This window comes from Nonomuraea terrae (assembly GCF_004348995.1).
In the GTDB taxonomy this organism is placed as follows: domain Bacteria; phylum Actinomycetota; class Actinomycetes; order Streptosporangiales; family Streptosporangiaceae; genus Nonomuraea; species Nonomuraea terrae.
In genome coordinates this window covers 1-13,359 of record NZ_SMKQ01000239.1, presented here as the reverse complement: position 1 = coordinate 13,359, position 13,359 = coordinate 1, and the positions used below count along the sequence as shown (strand labels likewise).

Here is a 13,359-nt window from a genome sequence, read left to right as displayed (position 1 = left end):
GCCCGGGAGTGTGCTCGCGGGCGTCCTGGCGGCTTCCGGCCTGCGCCCTGGGAGCCCCCGCCTGGGTACGGCGCAGCGGCCCGTCGTCGCGGCCCCTGGCACGGTCGTCATGCCCCTGGGCGGGCCGCCCCCGGAGGCGGTCGCCCGGCCCGAGCGGACCCCGCCCGCGCGAGGACTCGCCGCGGCCACGGGGCGTGGCGTCGTCGTCGCGGGGACCGCGCCTACGCGGCGGCTCGTCGTCATCGCGAGCGGGTCCGCGCCGGCGTGGTGGCTCGGCGGCGTCGCGGCCCAGGGCGGACCGGCCGCGGACGGGCTCGTCGCGGCCCTGCGACGAGCGGCCCCGCGGCCGGTCGTCGTCACGGGGATGCCTGCGTGCCCGCGAAGGGTCACCGTCGGGACGCGAGCGTGACTCGTCGCGGGAGCGCCCGCGCGAGGAACCGGAGCGGCCCTCGTCGGCGGGGTCCTGAGGCGACCGCCCCCGTGAGCCGTTGCGGCCGCGCGGTTCCTCCGACGGGTCCCGAGGCGGCCGGTCGCGGTCGTCGTCGTGCCCGAACGGCAGCTCGAACGGATCGGGCCGCTCGGACGGCCGGCGCGGCGGCTTCTCCGGCGACGCCGGCGAGCCCGACCCCTCAGAACGCGCGGAGCCGCCCTGCCGCCCCGACCGTCCCGGTCCACCCGGCGTACGACGAGCGGCGCCGGGCCCTCCTTGAGAGCCGGCGCCGCCAGCGCCGCGGCCGGGACCCTGTCCCCTGCCGCCTGATTCCCTCACCGTTCCGCGTCCACCCGGCTGACCTGGTCGCCCGCGCTGCTCCAGCTGTTGACGTCGTCCCAGTCAGGGTGCTGGCCCTGCTTCTCGGCCAGCTCGGCGATGACGTCGGGCTGCGTCTTGCGCTGGTATTCCAGCTCGATCTTCTCGTTCTCCTGGCGTGCCACCGCAATCTCGTTGCGCAGGGTGGCGTCGGTGATGGTGTCCTGCGCGAGCATCGTGTTGAGCAGCAGCAGGCTCACCAGGCCACCGCACAGCAACCCGACGACGAGCAGCACGAACGGCGCCCGCTGCCGGCGCGCGGGACCGCGCCGCGGCGCCGGGCGGCGCGACGGGGCGGCGGCGCGCGAGGCCTCCGGCCGCTTGGTCGCGGCCCCCTCGGCGGCCGGCGTCTTCACGCCCGTGCCACGTCCGGTGGTCGGGGCCTTCACGCCTGTGCCGCGTCCGGTGGTCGGGGCCTTCACCCCGGCACCGCGCCCGGTGGCAGGCGCCTTCACGCCGCCCCGGGCCCGTTCGGCCGCGGAAGGCCGCGCTGCGGCGCCGGCGCGTGCGGAGACCGGTCTCCTGGCTTCGGACCGCCCGCGCTCGGCGGCCGGCGCCCTGCCGTCCTCGGCGCGTACGCGTTCCTCCGCCGGCCGCCTGCCCGCGGCCTCGGCGCGCGCGCGTTCGGCGGCCGACCGCTTGGCCTCGGCCTCGGCACGCACGTCGGGACGGGGACGCGGCGTGGACTGCGGCGGCGTCGCCGACCGGCGCGTACCCGCCTTGGGCACGGCACGGCGGACGTTCGCACTCCGGCCGGTCTCCTGCTCAGTCGTCAACACGGATCCTCTCTGCCGCCCGTAGCCGGGCCGAGGCCGCCCGCGGATTGCGGGCGAGCTCTTCGTCGCTTGGGAGCTCCGCTCCCCTCGTCAGCAGGCGGAACCTCGGCTGGTGCGCCGGCAGCGGGACGGGCAGCCCGGGCGGGCTGGTGTCCCTGGTTCGCGCCGTGAGGGCCTGCTTGGCGAGCCGGTCCTCAAGTGAGTGGTAGGAGAGCACGACGACTCGCCCACCGAGCACCAGCGCGTCGAGCGCCGCGGGCAGCGCCGCCTCCAGGGCGGACAACTCCGCGTTCACTTCGATGCGCAGCGCTTGGAAAGTCCGTTTGGCGGGGTTGCCCCCGGTGCGCCGGGTCGCGGCGGGGATCGCATCGCGGACGATGTCCGCCAGCCGCTTGGTCGACGCGATGGGTTCTTTCGCGCGCTCCTTGACGATAAGGCCCGCGACCCTGCCCGCAAAGCGTTCCTCGCCGTAGTCGCGCAGAATGCGGGTCAATTCGGCCGCGGAGTAGGTGTTGACCACCCGTTCGGCGGTCAGCTCCTGCGAGGTGTCCATGCGCATGTCGAGCGGCGCGTCGTAGGAGTAGGCGAACCCGCGCTCGGCCTCGTCGAGTTGCGGGGAGGAGACCCCGAGGTCGAAGAGCACGCCGTCGACCGTGGTGTGCCCCGCACGGGCGAGCACCTCGGCCAGGTCACCGGAGGAGGCGTGCACCAGCGTGATCCGCTCCGCGTACGGGCTCAGCCTGCGGGTGGAGTGTTCGATGGCGAAAGGGTCACGGTCGATCCCGATCAGGCGCAGCGCCGGATGCGCGGCCAGCAGCGCCTGCGAGTGGCCGCCGAGGCCGAGGTTGGCGTCGACGACGACCGGCTCGGGCACCTCCAGCGCGGGACCGAGCAACTCCAGTACGCGGTCGAGCATCACCGGAACGTGACCGCCCCCGCCGACGTTGTCGTCCATCTCCAACCCCCCCTTCTCGCGTCCTTGCTCGCGGATGACGCGTCATGCGATCGTTCGCCGGTCATTCCTGGGTCCCCACCCGGCGCCGCCCGGCCAGGTCCCCATCCGCACCCTCTTCGTGGACGCCCGCCATCTGACACCGGGGAAGGTGCATCAGCTGGCGGACAGTGGTTGCGGGTGGAGACCTCGCCGAACGACTTCACCGACGGATCGACCGTGGTTCCACTTACAAGATCCCTGGCAGCACCTCCTCCGACAGATCGGCGAACGCCTGTTCCTGCTCGTTGAGGTAGGTGTCCCAGGCCTTGGCGTCCCAGATCTCCAGCCGGGTGTTGGCCCCGATGACGACGCAGTCACGCTCCAGGCCGGCGTACTGGCGCAGGCCCTGCGGGATCGTGATGCGGCCCTGTTTGTCTGGTGTCTCGTCGGACGCGCTGGCGAAGAAGACGCGGCTGTAGTCACGCACCGCCTTGGCGGTGACCGGGGCGGTGCTGAGAGCCTCGGTAATGCGCTGGAACTCCTCCACGGGAAAGACGTAGAGGCATCGCTCCTGGCCTTTGGTGATCACAAGACCCTCCGCCAGCTCCTCACGGTACTTAGCCGGCAGGAACAGCCGTCCCTTGTCGTCCAGACGCGGTTGATGGGTGCCGAGGAACACCGGCCCCACCTCCCGTGCCTCGTGAAGCGCTCAGCGCTGGTGCACCGGGCCCTCCACTGCGCACCACCATACTCCACTTCTCCCCACCGTCAACTGATTCGAACCGTCTTCATCATCAGTTTCCGATGCGTTACCGCAGGTCAGGGCGATGGAGCGGAGTGGAGGGGGTGAGCGGCCCGTCCACGCCGCTGGGCGTGTCGGCGGGTTCAAAAGGCCGACGGAATAAGGGGTCGCGGGGTTCCGGGGCCACGGGGTGGAGGAAAGTGGAGCGGCCCACTCCCCCATGCGTCATGAGAATCGCGACTGTATGCGACATGAGCAGGAACTAAACAGGGGTTGCCTGGACTATCCACAAATGTCGCTCTAGAACCCCCAGCGTCGTAGGGTCGTACAGACAATGGAAAAGGAATGGCATGGCTCCCGCAATGGCACCTCACGGGACAGCCGTCGCACTTCTCATGGAGGCCTGGTGGCAGTAACCCATGACGTCCCTCCCCAGCTCGATGAGCTGGTCTCCACCGCACATCGCATCCGCGAGGCCATCGAGTCGGTTATCGAGGGCAAGAGCGACGCTGTCCGCCTCACGCTGACCGTCCTGCTCTCCGAGGGACACCTCCTGATCGAGGACGTCCCGGGCGTCGGCAAGACCATGTTGGCCAAAGCACTGGCGCGCTCCATCGACTGTCCCGTCCGCCGGGTGCAGTTCACCCCCGACCTGCTGCCCAGCGACATCACCGGAGTGAGCGCGTACAACCAGCAGACGAGGGAGTTCGAGTTCAAGCCGGGGCCGATCTTCGCCAACATCGTCGTGGGCGACGAGATCAACCGCGCCTCGCCCAAGACCCAGTCCGCGCTGCTGGAGTGCATGGAAGAGCATCAGGTGACGGTCGACGGCGTCACCTACCAGCTGGACGCCCCTTTCATGGTGATCGCCACTCAGAACCCCATTGAGATGGAGGGCACGTACCCCCTGCCGGAGGCGCAGCGCGACCGTTTCACCGCCCGTGTGGCGATGGGCTACCCCGAGCCCACGGCCGAACTGGAGATGCTCGACGTGCACGGGGGCACCTCCCCCCTCGACAAGTTGCAGCCGGTGGCCACGACGTCGGAGGTGCGCGCCCTCATCGAGGCCGTACGCGGCGTCTACGTCTCCCAGGCGGTCAAGAAGTACGCCATCGACCTGGCGGTGGCCACCCGCCACTCCCCCGACCTGCGGCTGGGCGCCTCCCCCAGGTCCACGCTGCAGCTCGTACGGGCCGCGAGGGCGCACGCCGCGCTGTCCGGCCGCGACTACGTCATCCCCGACGACCTGCAGGACCTGGCCATTCCCGTGCTGGCGCACCGGCTGCTGCCCAGCGTCGAGGCCCAGGGGCAGCGCAGGCTGCCCGAGCAGGTGGTGACCGATCTGATCAGGCGCGTGCCGGTGCCGGAGACGCGAGCGTCGTGAGAGCCGGACTGCGGGCGCTGACCTCGCGGGGCAGGTCGTTCCTGGCGTCCGGGATCGCCGCACTCGTCATGGCCGTGATCCTGGGCGAGAACGACCTGTTCAGGATCGGCATCCTGGTGACGGCGCTGCCGCTGCTGGCCGCGATGGTGGTGGCCAGGACCCGCTACCGGCTGAGCTGCGCCAGGCGCCTCGACCCGCCCAGGGCCGAGGTGGGCGGCGAGGCCACCGTGACCCTGCGGCTGGAGAACGTCACCCGGCTGCCCACCGGGCTGCTGCTGATCGAGGACACGGTCCCGTACGCGCTGGGCGTGCGTCCCAGGTTCGTGCTGGACCGGGTCGAGCCGAGAGGCGTGCGGGAGATCGACTACCGGGTCCGCTCCGACCTGCGCGGCCGGTATCCGATCGGGCCGCTGTCCATCCGGATCGCCGATCCGTTCGGGCTGGTCGAGCTGACCCGTTCGTTCACGATCAGCGACACGCTGGTGGTGACGCCGCAGGTGGCGGCGCTGCCCCATGTACGGCTCTCGGGCGAGTGGGCGGGCGGGGGCGACAGCCGTACGCGCAACGTGGCGGCGGCGGGCGACGACGACGTCGCGCCGCGCGAATACCGGCAGGGTGACGACCTGCGGCGGGTCCACTGGCGTTCGACGGCCCGCCGCGGCGAGCTGATGGTGCGCCGTGAGGAGCAGCAGTGGCAGAGCCGCGGCGCGCTCCTGCTGGACACCCGCCGGCACGCCCACCGCGGCGAGGGCCCGCGCTCGTCGTTCGAGACGGCGGTCTCGGCCGCGGCGTCGATCGGCGTGCAGCTGGCCCGCGAGGGGCTGGGCCTGCGACTGGTGACCGACCAGGGCTCCGAGCACCTGGGTGACAGCGGCGTGAGCCACTCGCTGCTCGACACGCTCGCCGTCGTCCGGCACAGCCCGGCCCGCTCCCTGGAGATGGGCGTCGCAGCCCTGCGCCAGGGCGGCGGCGAAGGGCTGATCGTGGCCGTGCTCGGCGCGATCGACGCCGAGCAGGCACGGGAGCTGGCCAGGCTGAGGCACAGCGGCATCACCGGCGTGGCCGTGATGCTCGACGTGAGCACCTGGGAGGGCAGCGACCGCAGCGCGCAGGAGAACTTCGAGGCCGCGCAGACGATCCTGGCCGGCTACGGCTGGCGCATCGTGCGGCTGCCGGCGGGCGTCTCGATCGCCTCCGTCTGGCAGGACGCCGCCAACCCCGGCAGGTACGTGCTCAACCCCACGGGAGGCGCGGCATGAGACTGACGATCGCCTCGGGAGCGGCCGCGTTCACCGCGGCGTTCCTGCTCTCCCCGCTCTTCCAGGGCGGCAGCTGGTTCTGGACGTCGCTCGGCGCCGTCCTCGCCGTGGTGGCGGCGGGCCTGCTGAGCAACCGCCTGGCGCTGCCCGCGTGGGCGGCGCCGCTGGTGGGCCTGGCCGCGACGTGGCTCTACCTGACGCTGTCCTTCTCCTCCGACAAGGCGTGGGCGCTGCTGGTGCCGACGAAGGAGTCGGTCGTGGAGCTGGCGCGGCTGCTGGACATCGGGTGGACCGACATCCAGCGCTTCGCCGCCCCCGTTCCGGACACCGAGGGCATCACGCTGCTCACCGCGGGCGGCGTGGCGCTCATCGCGATCGCCGTGGACCTGCTCGCCGTACGGATGCGGCGGGCGGCGCTGGCCGGGCTGCCGCTGCTGGCCCTGGCCATGGTCCCGGCGACGATCCTGGCCGACCCGATCAGCTGGCCCGCGTTCATCCTGGCCGCGCTCGGCTTCGTCGGCCTGCTGATCGCCGACGGGCACGAGCGCGTGGGCCGCTGGGGCAGGGCGGTGCTGGTACGCCGCACCCGCCTGGCCCCCGGCCGGCCGGTCGCCGCCCGGCCCGCGACCGCGGACACGAGCGCGTTGCGGCTGTCGGGCAAGCGCATCGGGTTCGCCGCGATCGCGCTGGCGGTGCTGCTGCCGGCCCTGCTGCCGGCGATGGAGCCGGTGTCGTTCTTCACGTTCGGCGTGGGCGGCTCGGGGTCGGGACGGGGCAACTCGATCAGCATCCCCAACCCGATCGCCAACCTGAAGGGCCAGCTGGAGCTGCCGGAGCCGCGCGAGGTCCTCAGTTACACCAACAACGACGACACCCCGCGCTACCTGCGGATCTACGCGCTGGACACGTTCGACGGCCAGCAGTTCGGGATGACGCAGCCGAAGGGAGCGCCGCAGAACCGCACGGACAACGGCCCGCTGCCCGCCCCCACGGGCCTCAGCCCCACGACCGCGACCAAGGACGTGGTCACGGACGTCAGGATCAGCGACCAGATCGAACGGCTGTCGTTCCTGCCGCTGCCGTATCCGGCGCGGCAGATCCAGGTGGACGGCGACTGGCGGGCCGACATCGACACGCTGATGGTCTTCTCCACCCGTGAGGAGGCCGCCGGCCTGGAGTACGAGGTGCAGACCAGCGAGCCGGAGGTGAACCCGGACCTGCTCGACTCCCTCGACGGCAGGCAGCCGACGACGGATCCGCGTTACCTGCGCCTGCCGCCGAACCTGCCTCCCGACATCCGGGGGCTGGCCCTGCAGGAGACCGCGGATGCCAGGACCGACTACGAGGCCGCGGTGATGCTGCAGCGGTTCTTCACCACGGACGGCGGCTTCACCTACAACCTGCGCACGCAGGGCCACAGCAACTCGGCGCTGCGCGACTTCCTGATGCGTGACCGGGCGGGCTACTGCGAGCAGTTCGCCGCCTCGATGGCGGTGCTGGCCAGGGTGCTGGGCATCCCGTCGCGGGTGGCCATCGGCTACACCGGCGGGGTGAAGATCGGCGACCGGTGGTCGGTCGGCACGAACGACTCCCACTCCTGGCCGGAGCTGTACTTCGAGGGTGTGGGCTGGCTGCCGTTCGAGCCGACCCCGTCGGGGGCGGCCGGGCAGGGCAGCGCGCGGGTGCCGGCGTACTCGGAGCCCAGGCCCGAGGCGACGGAGGAGGAGACGACGACTCCGACGCCCGGGGCGACGAGCTCCTCGTCGGACGAGCCCTCGGAACAGCAGGCCCGGCAGAACGAGCGCCAGCTCGACCGTGAGGCCCAGGACACGGCCGGTGCGGTGCCGGTGGACGAGTCGATGCCGCTGATGGGCCAGATCGGCATCGGGGCGGGCGTGCTGCTGCTGGTGCTGCTGATCCCGGCCGGGGTGCGGCTGGTCACCAGGAGCCGGCGCGTACGCGCTCTGGGGTGGAAGGTGTCGGAGCCCTCCGACGACCTGACGGCCGCGACGATGTCGGGCCCGTCGGGCCGGCATCCGTCGGTGGCGGCCGCGTGGGCGGAGCTGGACGACGTGCTGTACGACTACGGCATGGCGCGGGTGCCCAGCGAGACCCCGCGGGCGCTGGCACGCCGGCTGGCCGAGCAGTACGGGTTAGACGCCGACGCCACCGCGGCGATCACGGCCATCGCCTCGGCGGTGGAGCGGGTGTTGTTCGCCAGGGACCCGGGCGTGATCGGGCCCATGAGAAAGGACCTGCGCACGGTGCGGCAGGCCCTGGCGGCCACGGTGTCACGCGGGCGGCGGATGCGGGCGGTGCTGCTGCCGCCCTCGACGCTGCGGCGGCTGAGGGGCGTCGGCGAGCGGCTGCTCGACGGGTTCGACCTGCTGGAGACCATCAGGCTGCGCAGGACGGCAGCGCAGAAGGGTTCCTGACCGGAACGAACGTGCGGCCGTCCCCCTGGGGGCGGCCGCATTTTCGTCTGCCGGTTCGGTCAGCGCTCGTCGTGACGACGGCGCCAGCGCTCTTCCATGCGCTCCATGAACGTGCCCCGGTTTCCCCCGCGGGCCTGCTTGCCCGGAGGAACGGCGCCGCCCTGGGGCGCGGCGGAGTCACCGAACCCGTTCATGCGTTTCCAGCTGGACAGGCCCCACAGACACGCGGCGAGCATGACCACGAAACCGCCGACGCCGAGCGGGATCAGCGCACTGCCACTCAACACCACGCCGACCATCATGACGACGACGCCGATGGCAAAGCCGATGGAGGCCTTGACCAGGCGACGCTTGTAATGGCTGCGTGGGTCACTGATCCTTACGGTGTTGGCCCACTTCGGGTCCTCGGCGTAGAGGGCCTGCTCGATCTGGTCGAGCAAGCGCTGCTCGTGCTCAGAGAGCGGCACGGCGCCTCCCAAGGACAGCCCCAGGACGGGGAAGACGGCAACGGACGACACGGGGTGTCCGAACCTCGCGGTCGGTCATCCCCAGAATACGAGGCTGTAGACGTAGGCGAAAGCAAACGTCCAACGCAGACCAAACCGGAGGTGACGTCATGGCTCTATTGTGGACCATCTCGCCCCCCTTACCCCAAAATCGCGACACGCACGCCCCCACAGATCCGGACATGGACGTCATGTCTCTATTTCATCAAGCTTGCCACGTACCAGGGACGCCGGGAGCACCGCATCGGGTCCGAATCTCCGGATCGCCTTGTCCATGGCCTGCTCCGCCTCGCGCCAGCCGGTCTCCTTCTCGCCGAGACCGAGCTGGTGAGCGGCTTCGCCGGCCGGCCGCAGGTTTTCCATCCTGACCCCCACCAGGCGCAACCGCACCCGTTCGAGACCGGCCGCGTGGAACAGCTCACAGGCGGTGGCGTAGATCACCTGAGCCACGTCGGTGGGCTCGCGCAGCGTGCGCGAGCGGTTGATCGTCGAGAAATCGGCTCGGCGAAGCTTCACACTTACTGTCCTTCCCACGTGACCGGCCTTACGCATGCGGGCGGCCACCCGCTCCGACAGCCGCAGCAGCTCGCGACGGATCACCTCGGGATCGTCCACGTCGGTCGCGAACGTCTCCTCGTTGCCGATGCTCTTGTCGGGCACGTGGGCGCTCACCGGGCGCTCGTCGCGCCCCCATGCCAGCGCCGCCAGGTGGCCGCCGACGGCCTGCCCCAGCTCGCGCCGGAGCGTGCCCGGCGGCACCCGGGCCAGGTCGCCGACCGTGCGGATGCCGAGGCGGACGAGCGCCTGCTCGGTGCGCTCGCCGACGCCCCACAGCGCCGACACCGGCAGCGGGTGGAGGAAGTCGACCACCTCGCCGGCCGGAACCACCAGCAGCCCGTCGGGCTTGCACTGCTTGGAGGCGAGTTTGGCGACGAACTTGCTGCCGGCCACGCCGACCGAGCAGGTGATGCCGTAGCGGTCGAGGACCTGCTCCCTGATCAGGGCGGCGATGGCGGTGGGCGGGCCGAGCCTGCGCCGGGCGCCCCCGACGTCGAGGAACGCCTCGTCGGAGGCGATCGGCTCGACCAGCGGGGTGATCGCGTGGAAGATCTCCATCACGCCGCGGGAGACCTCGGCGTACTTGGCGTGGTCGGGCGGGATGACGGTGGCCTGCGGGCAGAGCCGGCGCGCCCTGCTCATCGGCATCGCGGAGTGGACCCCGTGGGCGCGGGCCTCGTAGGTGGCGCTGAGCACGACGCCGCGCCCGGCGGGCGAGCCCACGATCACCGGCCGGCCGCGCAGCTCGGGACGGTCGAGCAGCTCGACGCTGGCGTAGAAGGCGTCCATGTCGACGTGGAGGATCGGGCAGCCGCTGTCATCGACCCCGGTCCGCGGAGCGGGGCCGATGCCGGTGATCTGCTTGCGAGACACGCCGTCGATTCTATCCGAACGCGCGTTCTATACCGAGGGGGGTGGTCATCGAATCTCAGCTCCTGTGGGCCAGGACGTGCAGCTGCATCGCGATGTCGCGCAGCACGGGATGGGTGGCGGCGGCCTGCTCGAGAGCGGCCAGCGCCTCGGCGGCCCGCGGGTCGCCGTCGACGATCCTGCTGGGCACCAGGTCGGCGAAGACGCGCACCCCGTGGACCGAGCCGACGGTGAAGCCGGTCGAGGACAGCAGCTCGACGAGGGTGTCGGCGGTGTAGCGCCGCGGCGTGGGGTCGCGGTCGCCCCAGCTGCCGCACGGGTCGGCGAGCACGGCCCTGGCGTCGTCGAACTGCCCGGCGATCGCGCGGTGGATGGCGCTGGCGACGGGGTTGGCGGCCAGCACGCTGACGGCGCCGCCCCTGCGCAGCAGGCCCGCGACGGCGGTCAGCGCGCTGATCGGGTCGTCGACGTATTCCAGCACGCTGTGGCAGAGCACCAGGTCGGCGGCGTCTCGGGGCAGCAGCTCGCCGAGGTCGGCGGCGTCGCCCTGCAGCGCGCGCACGCCCACGCCCTTCTCCTTGGCGCGGCGTTCGAGCGCGGCCAGCGAGTCGGGGCTCGGGTCGACGACGGTGACGGCGTGCCCGAGCGCGGCCAGCGGTACGGCGAACCCGCCGGTGCCGCCGCCGGCGTCGACGATGTCGAGCGACTCGCGGCCGGCAGCCGCCGCGCGCTCGGCCAGCACGGACCGCAACGCGTCCCACACGACGGCGGTGCGCACCGCCGGGGTCCTCGTCACGCCTTCTGCACGCAACGTCGGCTCGCCTCCCTCTCCCTCGCGACCGGCGCCCTCGCGAACGCGCACTTCGCGAACGGCTCTCTTCGCGGACGGGCCCAGCCTACGCGGTGAGCGGGAGCGCCCGCTCCTCTCCGGCGAGACCCGCTCCGGGACGTGCCGGGCTCACCCGCCCAAACGGGACGCACGCCTCTCCGGAACGCGCCGGATCAGCCACCAGAACGGGCGCCCGGTGGGTCAGACGTCGGATTCGGCCGCGAGTCGTTTCGGGGCGCGCAGCCGCCAGGCGTCGGCGAGCAGCTCGCCCATCTCCTCGGCGTCCACCGCCCCGAAACGGACGAGCACGATCGCGTGGCCGTCGTAGTGGGGCATGGTGCGGAACTTGGCCGGTTCGGCGGCGATGAGGCCGTCCTTGTCCTCCTGCGAGGCCACCGGGAGCACCAGCAGGTCGCCCTCTTCCCTGACCCGGGCGAACCACCTGCCCCGCACGTAGAAGGCGGGGGTGCCGTACATGGGTTTCTCGGCGGTCTCGGGCAGCGCCAGCGCGAGGCGGCGTACGTCCTCTTCCGTCACCATGGCCACCACGTTAGGGGCAGGAGAACGAGCATGGAAAAGGGCGCGTCGCGGCTGGTGACGCGCCCTTCGCCGTACGGACGCCGGTCCGCCGTGCGGGCCGGCGTGGTTGGAACGTACCCCGAACGGGCGGTCGCGGTCCGCCCAAAAGGGGTGTCTAAAGGGTGAGGCTTGGCTTGAGTTGCTTGAAGCGCGCGAGCAGGCCGTTGACGAACTGCGGCGACTCGTCGGTCGACAGCTCGCCCGCCAGGTGCACCCACTCGCTGATGACCACGCCCTCGGGCACGCCCGGCATCCACAGCAGCTCGTACGTGCCCCCGCGCAGGAGGTTGCGGTCGACCGCGGGCATCCGGTCGAGCGTCCACCCCTCGGCGTAGGTGGTGATCAGCTCGTCGATGCGCGCGCGGTGCCGGGCCACGCCCTCGACGATCGTCGAGGTGTACTCGTTGACCGGCGGCTCCTGCCGGGCCACGCGCTCGGCGAGGATCTTCAGCGGATCCTCGCTGCGCAGCTCCGACTCGAAGAGGATGTCGAGCGCCCGCCTGCGTGCTTTGCCGCGTGCCGACACCTCAGGCCCGGCCGAGGTATTCGCCGGTGCGGGTGTCGACCTTGACCTTCTCACCCGTGGTGATGAACAGCGGGACCTTGATCTCGGCACCGGTCTCCAGCGTGGCGGGCTTGGTGCCGCCGGTGGAGCGGTCGCCCTGCAGGCCCGGCTCGGTGTTGGAGATGGTCAGCTCGGCGGCCGCGGGCAGGTCGACGTAGAGCGCGGAGCCCTCGTTGAACGCGACCGTGGCCAGGGTGTTCTCCAGCATGTAGTTGGCGGCGGTGCCGACGGTCGCGGCGGGCACGTTGACCATGTCGTAGGTCTCGGTGTCCATGAACACGAAGTCGTCGCCGTCCTTGTACGAGTACTGCATCTCCCGCTTGTCGACGTTGGCCACCTCGACCTTGACGCCGGCGTTGAAGGTCTTGTCGACGACCTTTCCGGAGAGGACGTTCTTGAGCTTGGTGCGCACGAACGCACCGCCCTTGCCCGGCTTGACGTGCTGGAACTCGACAACGCTCCAGAGGTCACCGCCCTCGAGCTTCAGCACCATGCCGTTCTTGAGGTCGTTGGTCGTCGCCACTCGTTCTTCTCCCGGGTGCGGCCGCTCTTCAGGACGAGCAGCTCCTTGGTCGTCTTCGTGAAAGTTCCGGCCCGCCTGCACGTGTCACGAGGGATGGCCCTCGTCGCGAACCCCGCCCCGGCCCGGAAGGTAGACCCCAGGCTCGACGGTGATCGGAACTCGATCCTTTAGTCTACCGGTCCTCGAAGGGCCCAGGAACGGCTCAGCCGCCAGGCGGGGGCTAACGGCCGGGCAGGCTCCAGTCGTTCATGAACTCCACCGCCGGCCCGAACGGATCCATCTCGCCCTTCTCCAGAGCCTTCGCCAGGTCGCGGTAGACCTCGGTGATCTGGCGGACCCGGTCGTCGCCGGACCTCCTGGCCGCTCTCCAGAGCTTCTCGCGGGCCTTGCCGGCCACGCGCGGGTCGATGCCGCCCATGCGCTGCTGGGCCGTCAGCGAGTCGTCGAACGCCTTCATCCACTCGCCCCACCCGCCCGGGGGCATCGCCTGTCCCACCGTCGCCTTCGGGCCGGCGGTCTCGCGCAGCACGGTCGGCTCCTCCTCGGGCCCGAGGGTCGCCACGACGGCCTGCGACGGTTCGGGAGCTGACC

14 protein-coding genes are annotated in these 13,359 nt (G+C 71.6%); 4 read left to right on the top strand and 10 right to left on the bottom strand.

The genetic code is table 11. The features are described from left to right. On the top strand, window positions 1–409 hold a 409-nt coding region (locus E1286_RS48495), incomplete at its 5' end, for a hypothetical protein (protein ID WP_425464795.1). 356 nt (window positions 410–765) lie between these two features. Here E1286_RS48495 and E1286_RS41105 read toward each other — a convergent pair. The 3 genes from E1286_RS41105 to mraZ form a co-directional block, all read right to left on the bottom strand. Continuing rightward, on the bottom strand, window positions 766–1,584 hold the full coding sequence (locus E1286_RS41105) for a hypothetical protein (RefSeq protein ID WP_132621793.1): 819 nt from the start codon (window positions 1,582–1,584) through the stop codon (window positions 766–768). After that, the gene (rsmH, locus tag E1286_RS41100; protein ID WP_132621791.1) at window positions 1,574–2,539 is read right to left on the bottom strand and encodes a 16S rRNA (cytosine(1402)-N(4))-methyltransferase RsmH; all 966 of its coding nucleotides are present in this window, start codon (window positions 2,537–2,539) and stop codon (window positions 1,574–1,576) included. The genes E1286_RS41105 and rsmH overlap by 11 nt, the downstream gene beginning before the upstream one ends. 226 nt (window positions 2,540–2,765) lie before the next feature. Continuing rightward, window positions 2,766–3,197 carry a division/cell wall cluster transcriptional repressor MraZ gene (mraZ, locus tag E1286_RS41095; RefSeq protein WP_132621789.1) on the bottom strand — a complete coding sequence of 144 codons (432 nt, stop codon included), beginning with the start codon at window positions 3,195–3,197 and terminating at the stop codon, window positions 2,766–2,768. Between the two features lie 397 nt (window positions 3,198–3,594). On the opposite strand from mraZ, the gene E1286_RS41090 reads away from it, so the two are divergent. Genes E1286_RS41090 through E1286_RS41080 form a run of 3 tightly spaced genes read left to right on the top strand, consistent with a single transcriptional unit; the run spans window position 3,595 to window position 8,338 of the window. Beyond that, a complete protein-coding gene (locus E1286_RS41090; RefSeq protein ID WP_397053244.1) occupies window positions 3,595–4,644 on the top strand; it encodes an AAA family ATPase in 1,050 nt (349 codons plus the stop codon). Next, window positions 4,641–5,903 carry a DUF58 domain-containing protein gene (locus E1286_RS41085; protein ID WP_132621785.1) on the top strand — a complete coding sequence of 421 codons (1,263 nt, stop codon included), beginning with the start codon at window positions 4,641–4,643 and terminating at the stop codon, window positions 5,901–5,903. The genes E1286_RS41090 and E1286_RS41085 overlap by 4 nt, the downstream gene beginning before the upstream one ends. Beyond that, the gene (locus E1286_RS41080; protein WP_132621783.1) at window positions 5,900–8,338 is read left to right on the top strand and encodes a transglutaminase TgpA family protein; all 2,439 of its coding nucleotides are present in this window, start codon (window positions 5,900–5,902) and stop codon (window positions 8,336–8,338) included. The genes E1286_RS41085 and E1286_RS41080 overlap by 4 nt, the downstream gene beginning before the upstream one ends. A 59-nt stretch (window positions 8,339–8,397) precedes the next feature. Here the strand turns inward: E1286_RS41080 and E1286_RS41075 are convergent, their stop codons facing one another. The 7 genes from E1286_RS41075 to E1286_RS41040 form a co-directional block, all read right to left on the bottom strand. Next, window positions 8,398–8,805: a DUF3040 domain-containing protein gene (locus E1286_RS41075; RefSeq protein ID WP_132621781.1), complete on the bottom strand. Its 408-nt coding sequence runs from the start codon at window positions 8,803–8,805 to the stop codon at window positions 8,398–8,400. Between the two features lie 228 nt (window positions 8,806–9,033). Beyond that, a complete protein-coding gene (gene dinB, locus E1286_RS41070; protein ID WP_132621779.1) occupies window positions 9,034–10,275 on the bottom strand; it encodes a DNA polymerase IV in 1,242 nt (413 codons plus the stop codon). A 55-nt stretch (window positions 10,276–10,330) separates the two neighbouring features. Continuing rightward, entirely contained in the window at window positions 10,331–11,068 is a 738-nt protein-coding gene (locus E1286_RS41065) for a methyltransferase domain-containing protein (RefSeq protein ID WP_246075606.1), read from the bottom strand. A 234-nt stretch (window positions 11,069–11,302) separates the two neighbouring features. Further along, window positions 11,303–11,641, bottom strand: coding sequence for an MmcQ/YjbR family DNA-binding protein (locus E1286_RS41060; RefSeq protein WP_132621775.1), 339 nt, complete (start codon window positions 11,639–11,641; stop codon window positions 11,303–11,305). 154 nt (window positions 11,642–11,795) lie between these two features. Next, the gene (nusB, locus tag E1286_RS41055; protein ID WP_132621773.1) at window positions 11,796–12,206 is read right to left on the bottom strand and encodes a transcription antitermination factor NusB; all 411 of its coding nucleotides are present in this window, start codon (window positions 12,204–12,206) and stop codon (window positions 11,796–11,798) included. A gap of 1 nt (window position 12,207) precedes the next feature. Beyond that, on the bottom strand, window positions 12,208–12,768 hold the full coding sequence (gene efp, locus E1286_RS41050; RefSeq protein ID WP_132621771.1) for an elongation factor P: 561 nt from the start codon (window positions 12,766–12,768) through the stop codon (window positions 12,208–12,210). Window positions 12,769–12,988: 220 nt separating this feature from the next. Further along, window positions 12,989–13,359 (bottom strand): hypothetical protein (locus E1286_RS41040; RefSeq protein ID WP_223190872.1); only part of this gene is annotated, 371 nt, incomplete at its 5' end.